Annotated in this window: 16 protein-coding genes and 1 other RNA gene; 7 read left to right on the top strand and 10 right to left on the bottom strand. The window is 66.4% G+C overall.

What is annotated here, in order from left to right; translation table 11 throughout:
- Positions 1-11: 11 nt before the first annotated feature.
- A complete protein-coding gene (recN, locus tag ACYX7E_RS14460) occupies positions 12-1,679 on the top strand; it encodes a DNA repair protein RecN (protein ID WP_462081284.1) in 1,668 nt (555 codons plus the stop codon).
- A 101-nt stretch (positions 1,680-1,780) separates the two neighbouring features.
- Here recN and fur read toward each other — a convergent pair whose 3' ends face one another.
- A complete protein-coding gene (fur, locus tag ACYX7E_RS14455) occupies positions 1,781-2,185 on the bottom strand; it encodes a ferric iron uptake transcriptional regulator (RefSeq protein ID WP_462081283.1) in 405 nt (134 codons plus the stop codon).
- A gap of 160 nt (positions 2,186-2,345) precedes the next feature.
- Here fur and ACYX7E_RS14450 point away from each other — a divergent pair, with 160 nt between their 5' ends.
- Positions 2,346-2,729: an outer membrane protein assembly factor BamE gene (locus tag ACYX7E_RS14450; protein ID WP_462081282.1), complete on the top strand. Its 384-nt coding sequence runs from the start codon at positions 2,346-2,348 to the stop codon at positions 2,727-2,729.
- Positions 2,730-2,796: 67 nt separating this feature from the next.
- Here the strand turns inward: ACYX7E_RS14450 and ACYX7E_RS14445 are convergent, their stop codons facing one another.
- Together ACYX7E_RS14445 and ACYX7E_RS14440 are read right to left on the bottom strand one after the other, a co-directional pair.
- Positions 2,797-3,096 carry an RnfH family protein gene (locus ACYX7E_RS14445; protein ID WP_462081281.1) on the bottom strand — a complete coding sequence of 100 codons (300 nt, stop codon included), beginning with the start codon at positions 3,094-3,096 and terminating at the stop codon, positions 2,797-2,799.
- A gap of 1 nt (position 3,097) precedes the next feature.
- Positions 3,098-3,529, bottom strand: a complete 432-nt coding sequence (locus ACYX7E_RS14440) for a type II toxin-antitoxin system RatA family toxin (RefSeq protein ID WP_462081280.1) — start codon at positions 3,527-3,529, stop codon at positions 3,098-3,100.
- Between the two features lie 38 nt (positions 3,530-3,567).
- Here ACYX7E_RS14440 and smpB point away from each other — a divergent pair, with 38 nt between their 5' ends.
- Positions 3,568-4,062: an SsrA-binding protein SmpB gene (gene smpB / locus ACYX7E_RS14435; RefSeq protein WP_462081279.1), complete on the top strand. Its 495-nt coding sequence runs from the start codon at positions 3,568-3,570 to the stop codon at positions 4,060-4,062.
- 73 nt (positions 4,063-4,135) lie between these two features.
- On the opposite strand, the gene ACYX7E_RS14430 is transcribed toward smpB, so the two are convergent.
- Entirely contained in the window at positions 4,136-6,475 is a 2,340-nt protein-coding gene (locus ACYX7E_RS14430) for a CHASE domain-containing protein (RefSeq protein ID WP_462081278.1), read from the bottom strand.
- 135 nt (positions 6,476-6,610) lie between these two features.
- On the opposite strand from ACYX7E_RS14430, the gene ssrA reads away from it, so the two are divergent.
- The 4 genes from ssrA (at position 6,611) to ACYX7E_RS14410 (ending at position 11,278) form a co-directional block, all read left to right on the top strand.
- Positions 6,611-6,964: a transfer-messenger RNA gene (gene ssrA, locus ACYX7E_RS14425) on the top strand.
- Between the two features lie 465 nt (positions 6,965-7,429).
- The gene (locus ACYX7E_RS14420) at positions 7,430-8,119 is read left to right on the top strand and encodes a PepSY domain-containing protein (protein WP_462081277.1); all 690 of its coding nucleotides are present in this window, start codon (positions 7,430-7,432) and stop codon (positions 8,117-8,119) included.
- On the top strand, positions 8,116-9,936 hold the full coding sequence (locus ACYX7E_RS14415) for a 2Fe-2S iron-sulfur cluster-binding protein (RefSeq protein WP_462081276.1): 1,821 nt from the start codon (positions 8,116-8,118) through the stop codon (positions 9,934-9,936). The genes ACYX7E_RS14420 and ACYX7E_RS14415 overlap by 4 nt, the downstream gene beginning before the upstream one ends.
- A gap of 43 nt (positions 9,937-9,979) precedes the next feature.
- Positions 9,980-11,278, top strand: coding sequence for a carbohydrate porin (locus ACYX7E_RS14410; RefSeq protein ID WP_462081275.1), 1,299 nt, complete (start codon positions 9,980-9,982; stop codon positions 11,276-11,278).
- A 166-nt stretch (positions 11,279-11,444) separates the two neighbouring features.
- On the opposite strand, the gene ACYX7E_RS14405 is transcribed toward ACYX7E_RS14410, so the two are convergent.
- The 6 genes from ACYX7E_RS14405 to guaB all read right to left on the bottom strand — a co-directional run bounded on the left by ACYX7E_RS14405 (position 11,445) and on the right by guaB (position 18,104).
- A complete protein-coding gene (locus tag ACYX7E_RS14405; protein WP_462081274.1) occupies positions 11,445-12,116 on the bottom strand; it encodes an OmpA family protein in 672 nt (223 codons plus the stop codon).
- Between the two features lie 254 nt (positions 12,117-12,370).
- Positions 12,371-13,786 (bottom strand): WS/DGAT/MGAT family O-acyltransferase, encoded by a 1,416-nt coding sequence (locus tag ACYX7E_RS14400; protein WP_462081273.1) that lies wholly within the window; start codon positions 13,784-13,786, stop codon positions 12,371-12,373.
- Positions 13,787-14,006: 220 nt separating this feature from the next.
- The gene (locus ACYX7E_RS14395; protein ID WP_462081272.1) at positions 14,007-14,486 is read right to left on the bottom strand and encodes a VOC family protein; all 480 of its coding nucleotides are present in this window, start codon (positions 14,484-14,486) and stop codon (positions 14,007-14,009) included.
- Positions 14,487-14,722: 236 nt separating this feature from the next.
- Positions 14,723-16,318, bottom strand: a complete 1,596-nt coding sequence (guaA, locus tag ACYX7E_RS14390; RefSeq protein ID WP_462081271.1) for a glutamine-hydrolyzing GMP synthase — start codon at positions 16,316-16,318, stop codon at positions 14,723-14,725.
- A complete protein-coding gene (locus ACYX7E_RS14385) occupies positions 16,315-16,623 on the bottom strand; it encodes a hypothetical protein (RefSeq protein ID WP_462081270.1) in 309 nt (102 codons plus the stop codon). Before ACYX7E_RS14385 ends, guaA begins: the two co-directional genes overlap by 4 nt.
- Positions 16,624-16,646: 23 nt before the next feature.
- Positions 16,647-18,104, bottom strand: a complete 1,458-nt coding sequence (gene guaB / locus ACYX7E_RS14380) for an IMP dehydrogenase (RefSeq protein ID WP_462081269.1) — start codon at positions 18,102-18,104, stop codon at positions 16,647-16,649.
- Positions 18,105-18,163: the final 59 nt, after the last annotated feature.

Genomic DNA, 18,163 nt, shown 5'->3' with positions numbered 1-18,163 from the left:
AATGCGCCCCCATGCTGAAACGACTGACCATCCACGATTTCGCCGTCGTCCGTGCCGCCGAACTGGAGTTCGGCCCCGGCATGACGGTCATCTCGGGCGAGACCGGTGCCGGCAAATCCCTGCTGGTCGACGCCCTGGGCTTCCTGTCCGGCCTGCGTGCCGATAGCGGGATGGTCCGCCACGGTGCCGAGCGCGCCGAACTGCATGCCGAATTCGCGATCGACGACACCCCGGCCGTCCAGGCCTGGCTGGCAGAGGCCGAGTTCGATGACGGCCTGGCCTGCGCGCTGCGCCGGACGCTGCGCGCCGATGGCGGCTCGCGGGCCTGGATCAACGGTCGCCCGGCGACGCTGTCGCAACTGTCGGAACTTGCCGGCCTGCTGGTCGAGATCCACGGCCAGCACGAGCACCAGGCCTTGATGGCGCGCGGCAGCCAGTTGGGCCTGCTCGACGCCTTCGCCCGGCATGCGCCCTTGCTCGAAGCGGTTGTGGCCGCCGCCCGGCAGTGGAACGCCCTGCTGCGCGAACGCGACACCCTGTCGCGGACCGGCGACGTCTCTGAACGCATCGACTGGCTGAAGCATCAACTGGCCGAACTGGCCCGCGAAGACCTGCGACCGCAGTCGATCACCGACACCATCGCGACGCATCGCCGGCATGCGCATGCCGCCGGCCTGATCGCGGCCTGCGACGGCGCCCTGGCCAGCCTTGGCGGCGAAGACGGTCCCTCGATGTCGCGCCAGTTACAGCAGGTGCGCGGCGAGCTGGCACGCGAACAGCAGCACGACAGCCGCCTGGCCGATGTCGACGCGATGCTGGACGCTGCCCTGATCCAGGTCGACGAAGCCCTGCTGCTGCTGCAACGGGTCCGCGACGACCTCGAACTCGACCCCTCGCAGTTCGACGAACTCGAAGCCCGCCTCGGCCGCCTGCATGAACTGGCTCGCAAGCACCGCGTCGGCGTCGATGAACTGGCGGAGAGCCAGACCCGGTTCCAGGCCGAACTCGAGGCCCTGGCCGATGCCGGCGTCCGCCTGCAAAGCCTGGACAAGGACATCGCCAAGGCCCGCGAGCTGTGGCGGGCCGCGGCCGACCGCCTCACGGCGTCGCGCACCGCCGCCGGCGCCGCACTGTCGAAGGCGACTTCGGTACTGATCGGCGAGCTCGGGCTCGGCGGCGGCCGTTTCGAAGTGGCCTTCGAGGCCAACGAGGGTGATCGCCCCGACCCGCAAGGGGCCGAGCGCGTCGAGTTCCTGGTGTCGGCCAATGCCGGGCAGCCACCGCGCGCCTTGCGCAAGGTCGCGTCCGGCGGCGAACTGTCGCGCATCTCGCTGGCGATCGAAGTCGCGGCGCTGGGCATGGACACGGTCCAGACCATGGTGTTCGACGAAGTCGACTCCGGCATCGGCGGCGCGGTCGCGCAGATCGTCGGCCAGAAGCTGCGGGCGCTGGGCAGGCAGTGCCAGGTGCTGTGCGTGACCCATCTGCCGCAGGTCGCCGCGCAGGGCCACGCCCATTACCGGGTTAGCAAGGCGCAGGCCGAAGGCATGACCCAGAGCGCGGTACAGGTGCTCACGACCGGAGAACGCGTCGAGGAACTGGCGCGGATGCTCGGCGGCGTCGATATCGGCAAGGAAGCGCGCGCGGCCGCCAAGCGGCTGTTGACCGAGGTCGACTAGGCGGCGCGAGGTCGAACCCGGGGCATCTCCCCCGGGTGAATAACGGTCAAACGCTCAGACGGTCAAACGCCCACACCAACACAGGCCCGGAACGAGGCGCCTCAGCGCTTCTTGCGCACGTAGAGCACCAGCGAGTGCTCTTCGAGGATGTAGCCGTGCTTGTCGGCGATCTCGCGCTGCAGGGCTTCGATCTCGGCGCTTTCGAACTCGATGATCTTGCCGCTATCGACATCGACCATATGGTCGTGATGGCCGCCGCGGTCGAGCTCATAGACCGCATGCCCGCCTTCGAAATTGTGCTTGAGCACCAGGCCCGCGGCTTCGAACTGGGTCAGCACGCGGTACACCGTGGCCAGGCCGATTTCATCGCCCTGGTCCAGCAACTGCCGGTAGATGTCCTCGGCGGTCATGTGCTGGCGCGGGGTACGCTGCTCGAGCAACTCCAGGATCCGCATCCGGGGATGGGTGACTTTCAATCCAGCCTTGCGCAGGTCCAGCGATTCCATCACGAACTCCGTTGATGCCAGACACGATCAGGGTCACATGCCTTTGGCGCTTGTCGTTTACGGGCGGTTTAGCGCCAGCCGCCCGAATCCCATCAACGACCGGTTGCGGCAGCCGGAGGGAGTGTATCATCAGGTGGATACCCGTCACCCTGCGTTGTCCATGACCAAATACCTCATCGTGTTGTCCGTTGCGCTCGCCACGTCCGGCTGCGGGCTGCTGTACAAGCAGCCGATCTACCAGGGCAACCTGATCGAAAAGACGGCGGTCGACCAGTTGCAGGCCGGCATGCCCAAGCAGCAGGTGCTGACCCTGCTGGGCTCGCCGTCGATCGCCGATCCATTCCACCACCAGCGCTGGGATTACACCTCGACGCAGCGGATCAACCGCCGCGGCCAGGTCGAGATCAAGAACCTGACGCTGTGGTTCGAAAACGACGCGCTGACCAAGTGGGAAGGCGACTACTTCCCCGAGCAGGACCTGGAACTGTCGGAGCGGATGCGCAAGTTCGGCAACCTGCCCAAGGAAAAGGGCCGTCGCCGCTGATCGAGGCAGATGCCGCGCCTGCCGCAGCAGGACACCATCGACAGATCCGCCCCGGAAGGCCGTGCATTCAGCGCGGCCTTTTTTGTTGTCCGTCCTTCTGCCCGGAGCGCCCCTCGCGCTGGTCGAGCGCGCGCCGGCGCCGGGCCTCCTTGGGGTCGATCACCAGTGGGCGCAGCAGCTCCAGCCGGTCGCCGTCGCGCAGCGGCGTCTCCAGCGACACCCGCTCGCCATACACCGCATAGCCGGCGATCGCCGGATCCTGCAGCCCCGAAGCGGCCAGCGCATCGGCGACCAGCGCCTGGTCCGGCAGCTCGAGGTCGATGCTGTCGACCGCATCCACCAGCGCCCTGACCACCTGCACGCGCATGTCAGGCTTCCAGCCGGTCCGCCACCCGGACGAAATCGTCGACCATGCGGTCGGCCAGCGTCCTGAAGCCCAGGGTCAGCGCGGGCAGCAGCAGCCGGCTGTTGGGCTCGAAGTCCAGCGTCAGCGTGACCTTGCAGGCGCATTCGTCCAGCGCATGGAACTGCCAGCGCCCGTCCAGGCGCTTGAACGGCCCGTCCCGCAGTTGCATGTCGATGTGGTGCGGCCGCGACAGCGTGTTTTCGGTCGTGAACCAGGTCCGCAGCGCGCCGATTCCGAGGTCCAGCCGGGCCACCACCCGCTCCTCGCTGGATTCGAGCACTTGCGCGGCATCGCACCAGTCGAAGCGTTCCGGGTAGGCGGCGATGTCGTTGACCAGCGAAAACATGCGGTTCGCTGAATGTTCGACCAGGGCACTGCGTTCGATCTTGGGCATGACTCGCTTGGCGCCCCGGCTTCGGGGACAATGGGTGGATGAGCAAGAAGACCGGCAAGGATAAGGCAAACGGCGACAAGACCATCGCCCTGAACAAGCGTGCGCGCCACGACTATCACCTCGAGGAGCGTTTCGAGGCCGGTCTGGCGCTGGAGGGCTGGGAGCTCAAGGCGATCCGGGCAGGCCGCGCGCAGATCGGCGAAAGCTACGCGATGGTCCGCAATGGGGAGATTTTCCTGACCGGCGCGCAGATCACGCCGCTGATTTCGGCCTCGACCCACGTCGTCGCCGACGCCAAGCGCACCCGCAAGCTGCTGCTGCACCGGGCCGAGATCGACAAGCTGATCGGGCGCATCCAGCGCGATGGTTACACCGTGGTCCCGACCGCGATGTACTGGAAGGGCAACAAGGTCAAGGCTGAACTCGCGCTCGCCAAGGGCAAGCAGAGCCACGACAAGCGCGACTCCGCCAAGGAACGCGACTGGGCGCGCGACAAGCAGCGGGTCATGCGCCACCACAACAAGAGCGCCTGACCCACCGGCCATTGCAGGATGCACGCCACGCGCGCCGCTTCACCGGCGCGCTGGGCCTTGCGATCCCGTGGACTCAGGCCGCGGGCAGGTCGTCATGCGACAGGCTGAAGCGGAACACCGCGCCGCCATCGGTCACGCCGACCGCACTGATCGTGCCCCCGTGGCGCTCGACGATGCGCTTGACCGTCGCCAGGCCGATCCCGTGCCCCTGGTACTCGTCGTCGCCATGCAGGCGCTGGAACGGCCGGAACAGCTTGCTCGCATACTCCTGGCTGAATCCGGCGCCATTGTCGCGGATCAGGAACATGCACTGCCCGGCCGGCACCTGAGGCTGCGAAGGCCCGCCAGCGTCTGCTGTCACACCCGACTCGCGCAGGAATTCGATGCGCGCGGCAGGCGTCCTGTCGGTGAACTTCCAGGCGTTCTCCAGCAGGTTCTGCAGCAGGTTGCGGATCAGGGCCTGGTCGCCCGATGCGTGCAGCCCCGGCTCGATGACCACCTCGACCTCGCGCTGCGGCGTCGACTGCCGCAGTTCCGCGACGATGTCCGTGGCCATCGTGCTGAGGTCCAGATCGACCCGCTTGAACTCGCCGCGCGAGATCCGCGACATCTTCAGCAGGGAATCGATCAGCCCATCCATCCGGTTCGCGGCCGCGCGCACGCGCGCCAGGAATCCCCTGCCCTGCTCATCGATGCCGGACTGGTAGCGATCGGCCAGCAACCGGCAGAAGCCGTCGATCGAACGCAGCGGAGCGCGCAGGTCGTGCGAGACGCTGTAGGCGAACGACTCGAGCTCATGGTTGGCATGCGTCAACTCGCGGGTGCGCTGCGCGACCCGCGCCTCCAGCGTGCGGTTCAAGGCCTGCACCTGCGCCTGCGCGCGATGGCGCTCGGTGACATCCTCCACCTGCACCAGTTGCGTCACGTCGCTGTCGAGCTCGCCGGGCAGCGGCGAATACACCAGCTCGACATGACGGATGTCGCCATCGGAACGACGCAGCAAACGGGTCACGCGGATCACCGCCTCGCTGTCGCCGCGCTGATGCGCGATGCCATGGCCCGGCGATCCCGCTGCCGGAGCGGTGATCCCCGGCACCGCATCGTCGAGAAAGTACCCCTCGAAACGGGTCCCCGCCAGCGCTGCCATGGAACTGCCCAGGATGCCCGCCAGCGCCGGATTGGCCTCGACGATGCCACCCTCGGCGTCGAGCAGGGCATGTCCCGCCGCTGCGTACAACATGGCATTGCGGAAACGTTGTTCGCTGCGGCGATAGGAGGCGCTCATCCGCGCCGCCAGGCGCTCGGCGTTGGACTGCGTGTACGCCAGCGCCAGCACCACCGCGAACAGCAGCAACGATGCCAGCCCTCCGGAAACGAAGATCAGTTCGCGCTCGCTCATGCCGCCGCTGGCCGGCGTGATCGGCGCCTGGAAATCGAACCGCCATCGGCGGCCGTAGACCTCCTTCTCGATGCTGCGGCTGCTGATCATCTGCGGATCCAATCCTCCCATCCCGCCCTCGGCTCCGTCGGCACCGTTGCCGGCCGCGGCCCTGGTATCGGCCCGGCCCGCGAAACCGGGGTCCGTGTAGATCACATGCGCTTGCTCGTCGGTGATGTCGACGATGCGGATATCGCCGCGATGACTGAATCCTTCCAGCGCACTGAGCACGAAGGCGCGCGCGCTGAACGGCGCATACACCCAACCGGCCATCGCAGCGCGGCGCGCCAGCGGATTGGACGGCGAGATCCCGCCGCCGTAGATCGGGGCGTACAGCAGCAGGCCGTACTCGCCGGGCGCAGCCGGCTGTTGCAGCAGCTGCACCGGCGCGGTGAGCATGATCTTCCCGGTATCGCGCGCGCCGGTCATCGCGACCCGCCGCACCGGCTCGGAGAACATGTCGTAACCGATCGCCTGCGTGTTGGGCAGCGTGCGCGGCTCCAGGTACACCACCGGGCCATAGAATTCGCGCGCGCCCTGCGGACGGATCTCGAACAGGCCCTGGCCGGCGTCGCGCATCGCCAACTGCAATACCTCGAGCTCGCCGCCCCGCAGATAGGGCGCATACCCAAGCCCCATCAATCCCGGGAACTGGCCGGGGATGTCCAGGCCCTCGACATAGCCCCGCCATTGCCGGTCGGTCGGCCGACTGACCGACGCGAACAACGACACCCCGCCACGTAATGCGAGTTCATAGTGCAGCAGACGTTGCTCGACCAGGGACGCCATCCGCGCCGACTCGGCGTCCACCTCGGTCTCGGCCAGTTGCCGCTCGCGGTCGCCGGCGCTGCGCGCGTACAGGAACACCATCAGCAGCGAGCCGATCAGCACGACCACCGCGAGCAGATAGCCGCGGCGCAGCCCGTGGCGGCCGGCTTCCGACTCGTCGACGGCGGAGGGCGATGGAAAAGCCATGCTGCCAGCATACCGGCAAGACCGGCCCGAATCGCGGATGAATGCCACGCCCCGGCCCGCGATGCGGCGCGGGTGCCGCCCTTGCGTCCCCGCCACACGCCCCTATACTGCCTGCACAGCGTAATGAACGCTCCCGGGGGTGCACTGGCTTCGACGGGGGTTGCGAAATTACCTGGTGCATGCCGAGGGGGCGACTTTCCTCGTTAATCCAGTAGCAAAACTCTAGTTGCCAACGACGACAACTACGCTCTCGCCGCTTAAGGCGTAAGCCCCGAACCCACTTGTGCCCGTGCTCGTGGATGTAGGGTCATTATCACGGAACCGGCTGTGATGGCTGCCTGTCAGTCACGGCTTAACCAAAACAGGCTGGTCCTGCGGTGCGCTTTGTACACCGTGCTGCTGCGGGACGAGATCCAACGGTGAACTAAGCATGTAGTACCGGGGATGGAGTGCCTTCGGACGGGGGTTCAATTCCCCCCACCTCCACCATACATCGATGTGTGAACGACAAAGGCCACCTCGCGTGGCCTTTGTCGTTTCCGGCTGTTGGCCGCATTCGACCCGCGCACGATCCGGGGAACAGCAAGACGCCTCCGTCGCACGGACCTCGCCCGTCGCCCGCGCGATGCCCCTCGCGACGGATTCCGTCAAAGCGTTGCGCGGACGGCCACCGCATGCATGCATCGATGCAAAAACAAGCACCCGTCGCCGAGATAATTAATCTCCGCCATCTGCGAATGCGAACAATTATTAAACTGATAAACCAACGCACCTCTTGTTGAAGGAAAACAGCACGTTTTATGGGCTTTTTTGCGAATGGATCTCGATCAATGCGATTAGTCATTTATCGCTATCTGCATCCAGTGCTTCCACTTATTCCATTATCCCGCCAGACCTCTAATCTCTCGGATGCGAATCGAGTGCATCGGCACTTTCTCCATCCGGGAACAGACAATGAAACCTGCCTTCTGGGCACGCAGGACGCACAAATGGATCGGGCTGGTCATCGGCGTGCAAGCCTTGCTGTGGATGGCCAGCGGCACCTTCATGGCGATCGTCTCGCTGGCGCCGATCACCGAAGCGCGACTGAACACCCCGGTCGAGCCCGAACTCAACGCGGCCTCGGGCCTGCTCGATGCCGCCGCGCTGTCGCAACGCTTCCCGGGCATGACGTCCTACCAGTTGACCGGCCTGATGGGCAGGCCGGTCTTCCAGATCGAACGGCAGGCGGGCAGCGTGCTTGTCGATGCCCGCACGGGCGGCACGATCGAACCGCTGGACGAAGCGGACGTCCGCGCGATCGCGACCTCGCTGTACAAGGGAGATGCGCCGCCCGCCGAGATCGCATGGCTGGACACTGCCCCACGCGAAGTCAGCCGCGAACCCGCACCGATGTGGTCGGTCACCTATCGCGATGATGACGCCACCACGCTCTACCTGTCGCCGACCGGCGAGTTGCTTGCGCACCGCCATGCCGTCTGGCGCTGGTTCGACACGATGTGGATGCTCCACATCATGGACTACCGCGATCGCGCCGATGCCAGCAACAACCTGCTGCGTGTCGCCAGCGTGGTCGCCCTGCTCTTCTGCTTCAGCGGCATCTGGCTGCTGTTCTACAGCTTCCGCAGGAAGACCGCCGCATGACGCCCTGGATGCGGAAGATCCACAAATGGCTTGGCCTGTTGATCGGCCTGCAGTTCATTCTCTGGCTCGCCAGCGGATTGTTGATGGGCCTGCTCGATGGCGATGCACTGAACGGCAGCCGGCATCGCAGCCAGGCCGCCACCCCCCGGGCCTGGCCGACGGACGTGTTGCCGATCGACACCGTGCTGGATGGCGCGCGCACCCGGATCGTCGGCGCCCATGCGCGCTGGCTGCTCGACCGGCCCGTCTACGAGCTGTCCGATGGCCAGGCGCGATGGGTGGTTGATGCCGCCGACGGCGGGCGCATCGACATCGATGCCGCGTTTGCCGCGACGGCAGCGCGCGCGAGCTACATCGGCGAAGGCCGGCAACAGCCACCGGTGCGCCTGGAACACAGCCTGGAAACCCGCGACCACGCGACACCGGCATGGCGGGTGGACTTCGCCGATGACGAGGACACCTCCGTCTACGTGTCCGCGCAGACCGGGCAGATCCTCGAACATCGCAACAGCACGTGGAGGCTGTACGACATCCTGTGGATGCTCCACATCATGGATTACAGCGGGCGCGAGGATTACAACAATCCCATCCTGATGCTCGCCGGCATGAGTGGACTGTGGCTGGCACTGACCGGGAGCTGGCTGCTGATCTCCAGCTTCCATGTGGCGGAGTTCATCCCCCGACGCTGGCAGCGCAAGCGGCAACTGACGGTCCTGACCACCGATGGCACCCTCCTGCGTTCTTTGCAGGCCGCGCGCGGCGACACCGTGTACCTGGCACTCGCCCGCAATGGCCTGCAGTTGCCCTCCAACTGCGGCGGCGGCGAAAGCTGCGGGCTGTGCGAGATCCGCATCCGCGAAGATGCGCCCGCGCCGACCAGCGCCGACCGCAGCCACCTGCCCGCGGCCAAGCTGGCGCAAGGCTATCGACTGGCCTGCGGCCTGGCGCTCGATCGGGATATCGACGTGGAAGTCGCCGACGGCGCGGCACTGTGCCGCGAGCTCGACGCGGAAGTCGAAAGCGTCCATGCGGTCACGCCGTTCCTGCGCGAGATCGTACTGAAGACGGGAGCAGCGACGGGTCCGGAATATCGCGCGGGTGCGTACATCCAGATCGGCGTCCCCGCGTACTCGCTGGGGAAAGAACAACTTCATTACCCCGACGACCATCGCGAAGCCTGGCGCGAACTCGCCCTGCCCGAGCCCATGGCCAACCTCGAACCGGTCCGTCGTGCCTATTCGCTCGCGTTTCCCGCCGCCAATGGTCGCCTCTCCCTGCTCGCCCGCTTCCAGCCCGGACGCAAGGATTGCGGACAAGTCGTCATCGGCAGGGGCTCGACCTATCTGTACTCACTGCAACCCGGCGATCGCGTGCGCTTCAGCGGACCGTTCGGTGATTTTTCGATCCGGCCCGGCGGACGCGAGAAGATCTTCATCGGCGGTGGTGCCGGCATGGCGCCCCTGCGCGCGATGATCCACGACTGCCTGGCATCCGGCGCGCAGGAGCGGATGCACTTCTGGTACGGCGCCCGCAGCAACCGTGAAGTTCCCTATGCCACCGAGATGGCATCGCTGGCACGCATGCACCCCAACTTCTCCTGGCATCCCGTGCTGTCCGAGGATCCGGGCAGCGACGCCGGCTTGCAGGGATTCGTCCATGAGGTCGCGCACGATCTGCTGCTGCGCAGCCATCCAGCCCTGGAAACCTGCGATTTCTATCTCTGCGGACCGCCTGCGATGTTGTCGGCGACGCGGGCGTTGCTGCAACGGCTCGGCATCGCCGAAGACCGCATTGCATTCGACGACTTCAAGATCTGATCATTCCAGCCCCGCCTTCCCTTCTTCTTGTACGGTCTTTCGCATGTCGACTGCTGCGCTCTGCACACCCCGCCATTCCGCACCCGCCTCACGCCAGACAGGCTGGTCGGCCGGCGTGCTGGGGCTCGCGTCCCTGATGGCGTTGTCCGAAGCTGCCGCGAGCAGCCAGTCGCCGCCGTCCGCAACGCGCCCGCATGCGGAGGCCAGCCACACGACGCATGAGACCCCGGGGCCGCTCTCGTTCGAGATCGCATATACCGCCGACACGCTGGGTGCGGTCCGCGGCGGACTCGCCAACGACATCCGCTACCTCGACAATCTCGACCTGCTGCTGACGGCGGACATGGAACGCCTGTTCGGGCTTCCACGCAGCACCGTGCATCTGTACGGCCTGTACAACAACGGGACCGGCTTCACCGACGGCGTGGCCGGCGATGCACAGGGCATTTCCAATATCGAGACCGGCATCCAGGCCGCACGCCTGTACGAAGCCTGGATCGAATACACCGGCGCCAGCGAACGCTGGTCGGCCAAGGGCGGCCTCTACGACCTCAACAGCGAATTCGATGCGCTGGAGGCGTCCAGCCTGTTCATGGGCAGTGCGCACGGCATCGGCACGGATATCGCGCAGACCGGCCGCAATGGCCCGTCGATCTTTCCGACGACCTCCCTGTCGCTGCGACTGCAGGCGCAGGTCGGCGAGCACCTGGTCTGGCGCGGCGCGGTCCTCGACGGCGTTCCCGGCGACCCTGACAAGCCGACGCGCACCGCCGTCCGCCTGGGCAAAGGCGACGGCGCCCTGCTGATCAACGAACTGGACTACACCGCCGGACGGGCCCGCCTGATCGGTGGCATCTGGCACTACACCGGCCGATTCGAAAACCACGCGCACGACGCATCCTCGGAGCCCGTCGTCAGCAAGGGCAGCAACGCGGGCCTGTACCTGCGTGGCGAGGCCTTGCTGGGCGGAGACCCGGAGCAACGCAACGCGCGGGGCTTCTTCCGCCTGGGCAAGGCGGACGGGAGGTTCAACACCTTCGGCGGGTTCTTCTCGCTGGGCGTGACCGGCACCGGCATGATCCGGGCGCGGCCCCAGGACGAGACCGGCATCGCCCTGACCTGGGCCGAAACCTCGCGCGACTACCAGCGGGCGGCAAGCAGCGCACCGGACTGCGCATGCGCCGGGCGCGAGGTCGTACTGGAACTGACCCATCGTCTCGTCATCAACGACACCCTGGCGATCCAGCCGAACCTGCAGTACGTCATTAATCCCGGTCTGGATGGACAGGCCGACAACCTGGTGGCCGTCGGACTGCGCTTCGAACTCCGATACACGCGATAGCACCGCCGTACAGGACGGACAGGCAGGCGGCGCGCGGCGTGCAGGACGAGGACGACCATCGCGGTGCCTTGCGCGGAAAACGCGCCGGCCTCAAGGCGCTGCACCGTCGTCAAAAGGAACGGGCCGCTTTCGCGGCCCGTCCGGATTCACCAAATAGCGGACGGCATCACGAACGCAGCGGCACCACGCGGATCTCGACGCGACGATTCAGCGAGCGCCCCTGCTCGGTGGCGTTGTCGGCGATCGGGTACTGCTTGCCGGCACCGATGATCTCGAAGCGCTCGCGCTGCAGACCACGGCCGATCAGGTAGTTGCTGACCGAATTCGCGCGCTGCTCGGACAGGCGCTGGTTGACCGCATCGCTGCCGACACTGTCGGTGTGGCCGGTGACTTCGACAATGGTCTGGTTGTACTGCGACAGGGTGCTGGCGACGTTGTTCAGTGCCGGATGGAACTGCGCCTTCAGGTCGGCCTTGCCGAAATCGAAGGTCACGCCGTCCGGCAGGTTGAGCTTGATGACATCGCCGTCGCGATCGACCTGGATGCCGGTGCCCTGGGTCTGGCGACGCAGTTCGGCTTCCTGGCGATCCTGGTAGGCGCCGATCGAACCACCGGCAAGACCACCGATACCGGCACCGATCATCGCGTGCTGGCGGCGCTCGGTTGCACTGGAACCGCTGAGCAGGCCGGCCACCGCACCGATACCGGCACCGATCAGCGCGTTGTTGCGGGTGCGGTTGGGATCGTTGGGATCATTGGTCTGCCCCGTGTAGGTCGCGCAGCTGCTGAGCAGCATTGCACTGGCAAGTGTCGCAGTGACCATCGTCGTCTTGCGCATGGTGTTCTCCTTGGGTTGCGGCCGGTGCCGCGCGATGAATGGGGTGGGCGTGATGCTACTCAGCGCAGGTGCAATGCTGTGTGACGAAAGCTGAATAGCGGATTGCTCTCCGATTACACGGCCCCTGGGCCCACACGACACCTTCGAAAGTGCGCTGACAATGCGGCGATCGTTCGCCGGTCATGCACTCATCGACATGCCTCGGTCGACGCGCGCCTCCCGGCGGCCACACGGTGGTGGCGCTGCGCTACCCCTCAGCCCGCCACCAGCGCTTCCGCATCGACCGAGTCGATGCTGCGCTCCCAGTCCCCCATCAATGCCAGGTACAGCAGCTTCTCGAACTCCGGCCCGAAGCGACGGATCACCGCTTCGGGATCGGGGATCAACCGGGCATCGCCGATCAGGCCGAAATGGACGCGATTGTTGTAGCTCAGGATCGAGATGCCCAAGCCGATGGAACCGGTCTGCGGCACCCAGAACATCAGTTCCCTGACCCGGCATCCGGCCAGGAACAACGGCTGCTGCGGCCCGGGCACGTTCGTCGCCACCGCCGTCGCCTTGCGACTGAACAGCTCAAGCGCAAGCGCCTGCATCGGTTGCGGCGCCATCCCCAGCGCCGCAAGAAGCCCATATGCGACAATCGCTTGCCTTGACTTTTTCAACTGATTCATGCATTCGGCGACGTGTTCAAGCCGTCGCACCGGGTTGGCTTCGCCGACCGGCAGGTCCAGGAACACCAGGCCGAAGTGGTTGCCCAGCTTCTTGGCGTGCTCCAGCGGACGCAGGTTCACCGGCACGGTCGCCCGCAGCGTCATGCCGTCGACATCGGCGCCCCGCTCGATCATGTAGCCGCGCAGCGCGCCCGCAGCTGCGGCCATCAGCACATCGTTGACCGTACAGCCGCACGCCCTGCCGACGGCCTTGACCTCATCGAGGTCCAGCGGCTCGGCCCAAGCGACGCGCTTGCTGATGCCCAACTCGCCACGCAGCAGCGACGGCGGATCGTCCGGCAAGGCCAGGGCCTGCACGAGCTCCTTGGCAATTTCGCCGCCCTCGCGGGCCAGCACAGCGGCCAGCCCCGGGTCCTGCATCATCTCCCGGCCCTTGTCGATGACCTTGCCGCCCAGCTTGCGATAGCGCTCGACGGCGCCGACCCGGCGCGCGACTTCGGCACCATCCTGCCGCAACCAAGCCTGCGACAGGCCCGCCCCCTCGGGACGGGTATCGGTCAGCGACAGCAACACCTGCACCAGCGCGATGCCGTCGGCGTAGCTGTGGTGGATGCGCGCGACCAGGGCCGAACCACCGGCGTAGTGCTCGACCAGATGGAACTGCCAGAGCGGCTTGCTCTTGTCGAGCGGACTGGAGGCCAACTGGCTGACGAACTGCTCGAGCGCCAGCTTCTCGGAAAACCCCTGCTCGTCGCGACCCGGCAACGCAGCGACCTGGACATGCCAGCCCAGGTCGAAATGGCGATCGTCCTGCCACAGTGCGCCGCCCGGCGTCTCCACGGCCTTCTGCCGGAAACGCGTGTACTCGAGGAAGCGGTGTTCGATCACCTCGCGCAGGCCTGCCAGCGACAGGCGCTGGTCCAGCATCAACACGCCGGTGATCATCATCGGGTTGGTCGGTCGCTCCATCCGCAGCCACGCGGTATCTACCTTGGACATCGGCTCGCGGCGTGCTCTACGCCGGGGTGATTCAGCGACCATCCGATCCTCCCAATGCAGCGGCGAGTGAATCACGCCGGCAAGGACCGGTCAACGCGGGTCCGGGACACAGACCGTGCGTTGGCATTGACCTCGCACGCCTGCGCATAGCCGCCACCGATGGCGCCGGCAGTGCCGCTGATCTCCCGGACCAGGGCAGTCACCTGCCCTGGAACGATCTTCAGCCCCGTAGCGCTGCCTCGATCTTCGCGACGTCGATGCGGGTCATCTCCATCATGGCCGCGAACGCACGCTTGGCGGCGGCCGGATCGGGGCCCGTGACCGCCTCGGTCAGGACCCTGGGCGTGATCTGCCACGACAGGCCCCACTTGTCCCGGCACCAGCCGCAGGCGCTTTCTTCGCCGCCATTGCCGACGATGGCATCCCATAAGCGATCGGTCTCGGCCTGATCCTCGGTCGCCACCTGGAACGAGAACGCCTCGCTGTGCTGGAAGGTCGAACCGCCATTGAGGCCCAGGCAGGGAATCCCCATCACGGTGAATTCCACCGTCAGCACATCCCCCTCTGATCCTGACGGATAGTCGCCGGGCGCATGGTGGACCGCATTGACGCGACTGTCCGGGAACGTCGCGGCATAGAAGGTCGCGGCATCCAGTGCGGTGCCGTCATACCAGAGACAGATCGTGTTCTTGCAGGTCATCGGGCGCTCCTTCGGCATGGACGCCGCGCAACCGCAGCACGGCGGGCCGACGTTACCCCTACCGACATGTGGAAGGCGTGACCGTAACAGTTTGGCATGGCATCACCTCATGCGAGCAGTCTCCCGCCCCGTCCGCCCCTCCACGCCGCCGACCTGCAACGGGTCGGCAGTTGAATCAGCACATCAGCGGCGCATCAGCAACCCGTCTCACGCAGCACCTGCCTGGAAGCCCGGGCTCACTCCCACTCGATCGTTGCAGGCGGCTTGCCACTGATGTCATAAACGACGCGAGAAACACCTCGCAACTCATTGATGATCCTATTTGAAACCGTGCCGAGGAACTCGTACGGCAGGTGCGCCCAGTGCGCGGTCATGAAGTCGATGGTCTCCACCGCGCGCAGCGCGATGACCCACTCGTAGGCCCGCGCGTCGCCGACCACGCCCACCGACTTCACCGGCAGGAACACCGCGAAGGCCTGGCTGGTCTTGTCGTAGAGATCGGCCTTGCGCAGCTCGTCGATGAAGATCGCATCGGCCTTGGCCAGCAGTTCGGCGTACTCGCGCTTGACCTCGCCGAGGATGCGCACGCCCAGCCCCGGGCCCGGGAACGGGTGGCGGTAGACCATGCTGCGCGGCAGGCCGAGCTCGACCCCGAGGCGGCGCACTTCGTCCTTGAACAGTTCGCGCAGCGGTTCGACCAGCCCCAGCTTCATGTGCTCGGGCAGGCCGCCGACGTTGTGGTGACTCTTGATGACGTGGGCCTTGCCGGTCTTGCTGCCGGCCGACTCGATGACGTCGGGATAGATCGTGCCCTGCGCCAGCCACCTGGCGTTGCTGAGCTTGCCGGACTCTTCCTCGAAGATGTCGATGAACAGGTTGCCGATGATCTTGCGCTTGGCTTCCGGATCGCTGACGCCTTCGAGCTTGGCGAAGTAGCGGTCGGCCGCGTTGACGCGGATCACCTTGACGCCCATGCCGCCCTTGTCGGCTTCAGCGGCGAACATCGCCATCACCTGGTCGCCTTCCTGCCAGCGCAGCAGGCCGGTATCGACGAAGACGCAGGTCAGCTTGTCGCCGATCGCCTTGTGCAGCAGCGCAGCCACGACCGACGAATCGACGCCGCCGGACAGGCCCAGGATGACCTCATCGTCGCCGACCTGCTCGCGCACGCGGGCGATCTGGTCGTCGATGATGTTGGCGGCGGTCCACAGGGTCTGGCAGCCGCACACGTCGACGACGAAGCGGCGCAGCAGCGCCTGGCCCTGCAGCGTATGGGTCACTTCGGGATGGAACTGCACGCCATACCAGCGCTTGTCTTCGTTGGCCATCGCGGCCACCGGGATGCGGTCGGTGGTGGCCGTGATCGTGAAGCCCGGGGGCGCGACCGACACGTGGTCGCCGTGGCTCATCCACACGTTCAGGCGCGGCGCGCCGCCGTGGTCGCTCAGGCCCTTGAACAGCGCGTCCGGGTGCACGACGTTGACTTCGGCATGGCCGAACTCGCGCTGGTCGGCGGCTTCGGTGGCGCCACCCAGCTGCGCGGCCAGCGTCTGCATGCCGTAGCAGATGCCGAGGATCGGCAGGCCGCTGTCGAACACGGTCTGCGGCGCAGCGGGGGCGTCCGGCAACGTGGTCGACTCCGGGCCGCCGGACAGGATGATGCCCTTGGCACCGAACGCCGCGATCTCGGCCGGATCATGGTCCCAGGCCCAGATTTCGCAGTAGACGCCCAACTCGCGGATGCGGCGGCCGATCAACTGGGTGTACTGGGCGCCGAAGTCGAGGATCAGGATCTTGTCGGCATGGATGCTGGTCTGCGGCTGTGAAGTCATGCCAATTTCGTCCGGATGAATCGCGTGGAAAGATGAAGGATCAGGCCGATGCACAGACCGATCGGAAACGTGACGATGGCGGCCTCGAGCGCGACGCGCATTGGCCCGGCGGCCTGCAATGCGCCGACCTCACTGAACCGGGCCGTCATGTCGCGCTGCATCCAACAGGCGGCCGTCGCATGGATCGCGGCGGCGCCCAGACCGCTGAACGCGATCTTCTGCCAGGTCTTCGGCAGCAGCCTGCCGATCGCAGCACTGACAAGGAAAGGAGCCGCGACCAGCATCGACCAGGCCAGCGCCTCCATGCCCGTGCCCTGCCCGCCTGCCGTCAGCCGGCCTGGTAGTTCGGCGGCTGCTTGGTGATCTGGACGTCGTGGACGTGGCTTTCGCGTTGTCCCGCGCCGGTGATCTTCACGAACTTGGGACGGGTGCGCATGTCCTCGATGGTGGCGCATCCGACATAGCCCATCGTCGCGCGCAGTCCGCCCGCCAACTGGTGGATGATGCCGCTGAGCGGGCCGCGATACGGCACGCGGCCTTCGATGCCCTCGGGGACCAGCTTGTCGGCATCCGACGAGTCCTGAAAATAACGGTCCTTGCTGCCCTGCTCCATCGCGCCCAGGCTGCCCATGCCGCGATAGCTCTTGTAGCTGCGTCCCTGGAACAGCTCGGTCTCGCCGGGCGATTCCTCGGTGCCGGCGAACAGGCCGCCGATCATCACGGTCGACGCGCCGGCCGCCAGTGCCTTGCCGATATCGCCGGAATACCGGATGCCGCCATCGGCGATCAGCGGGATACGGTCCTGCAGGGCCTCGGCGACCATGTCGACCGCGGTGATCTGCGGCACGCCGACGCCTGCGACGACGCGCGTCGTGCAGATCGAACCAGGGCCGACGCCGACCTTGACCGCATCGGCACCGGCATCGAACAACGCCAGCGCGGCGTCGCCGGTGACGATGTTGCCGCCGATGACCTGCAACTGCGGGTAATGCTTCTTGACCCAGGCGACGCGGTCAATGACGCCCTGCGAGTGGCCATGCGCGGTATCGACGATGACGACGTCGACGCCGGCCGCCGCCAGCGCGGCGATGCGCTGCTCGGTGTCGCCGCCCACGCCGACCGCGGCACCGACCAGCAACTGCTCGTCGGCATCCTTGGCGGAATTGGGGTTGTCGCGCGCCTTCTGGATGTCCTTGACGGTAATCAGGCCGCGCAGCTCGAAGCCGTCGTTGACCACCAGCACCTTCTCGATGCGGTGCTTGTGCAGCAACTGGATGACTTCATCGTCGCTGGCGCCTTCGCGCACGGTGACCAGGCGATCCTTCTTGGTCATGATGTTGCGGACCGGATCGTCGAGCTTCTTCTCGAAGCGCATGTCGCGGCCGGTCACGATGCCGACCAGCTGGCCGCCTTCGACCACCGGCACGCCGGAGATGTTGCGGGCCCGCGTCAGCTTCAGCACCTCGCCGATCGTCGTGCTCGGCGAGACCGTGAACGGTTCGCGGATGACGCCGGCCTCGAAGTTCTTGACCTTGGCCACTTCCGCCGCCTGGCGCTCCGCGGACAGGTTCTTGTGGATGATGCCGATACCGCCGAGCTGCGCCATCGCGATCGCGAGGCGGGCTTCGGTCACCGTGTCCATCGCCGCCGACACGATCGGCAGGTTCAGGCGCAGGTTGCGGGTCAGTCGGGTCGAGAGTGAGACGTCCTTGGGCAGGACGATCGAATGCGCCGGGACGAGGGAAACATCGTCGTAGGTGAGCGCTTCAGCCTGGATGCGCAGCATGGGCGGGCCAGTGGGGAATGAAGCGCGTCATTGTACCGTGTTCGCGGCCGCAATGATGC

The organism is Luteimonas sp. RIT-PG2_3 (assembly GCF_054902115.1).
This window is presented reverse-complemented; position numbering and strand designations above follow the sequence as displayed.

Bases quoted from the DNA above. Each gene is read 5' to 3' on its own strand.
- recN (WP_462081284.1), top strand. From the start codon at position 12: ATGCTGAAACGACTGACCATCCACGATTTCGCCGTCGTCCGTGCCGCC.
- fur (WP_462081283.1), bottom strand. From the start codon at position 2,185: ATGGAATCGCTGGACCTGCGCAAGGCTGGATTGAAAGTCACCCATCCC.
- ACYX7E_RS14450 (WP_462081282.1), top strand. From the start codon at position 2,346: ATGACCAAATACCTCATCGTGTTGTCCGTTGCGCTCGCCACGTCCGGC.
- ACYX7E_RS14445 (WP_462081281.1), bottom strand. From the start codon at position 3,096: ATGCGCGTGCAGGTGGTCAGGGCGCTGGTGGATGCGGTCGACAGCATC.
- ACYX7E_RS14440 (WP_462081280.1), bottom strand. From the start codon at position 3,529: ATGCCCAAGATCGAACGCAGTGCCCTGGTCGAACATTCAGCGAACCGC.
- smpB (WP_462081279.1), top strand. From the start codon at position 3,568: ATGAGCAAGAAGACCGGCAAGGATAAGGCAAACGGCGACAAGACCATC.
- ACYX7E_RS14430 (WP_462081278.1), bottom strand. From the start codon at position 6,475: ATGGCTTTTCCATCGCCCTCCGCCGTCGACGAGTCGGAAGCCGGCCGC.
- ACYX7E_RS14420 (WP_462081277.1), top strand. From the start codon at position 7,430: ATGAAACCTGCCTTCTGGGCACGCAGGACGCACAAATGGATCGGGCTG.
- ACYX7E_RS14415 (WP_462081276.1), top strand. From the start codon at position 8,116: ATGACGCCCTGGATGCGGAAGATCCACAAATGGCTTGGCCTGTTGATC.
- ACYX7E_RS14410 (WP_462081275.1), top strand. From the start codon at position 9,980: ATGTCGACTGCTGCGCTCTGCACACCCCGCCATTCCGCACCCGCCTCA.
- ACYX7E_RS14405 (WP_462081274.1), bottom strand. From the start codon at position 12,116: ATGCGCAAGACGACGATGGTCACTGCGACACTTGCCAGTGCAATGCTG.
- ACYX7E_RS14400 (WP_462081273.1), bottom strand. From the start codon at position 13,786: ATGTCCAAGGTAGATACCGCGTGGCTGCGGATGGAGCGACCGACCAAC.
- ACYX7E_RS14395 (WP_462081272.1), bottom strand. From the start codon at position 14,486: ATGACCTGCAAGAACACGATCTGTCTCTGGTATGACGGCACCGCACTG.
- guaA (WP_462081271.1), bottom strand. From the start codon at position 16,318: ATGACTTCACAGCCGCAGACCAGCATCCATGCCGACAAGATCCTGATC.
- ACYX7E_RS14385 (WP_462081270.1), bottom strand. From the start codon at position 16,623: ATGGAGGCGCTGGCCTGGTCGATGCTGGTCGCGGCTCCTTTCCTTGTC.
- guaB (WP_462081269.1), bottom strand. From the start codon at position 18,104: ATGCTGCGCATCCAGGCTGAAGCGCTCACCTACGACGATGTTTCCCTC.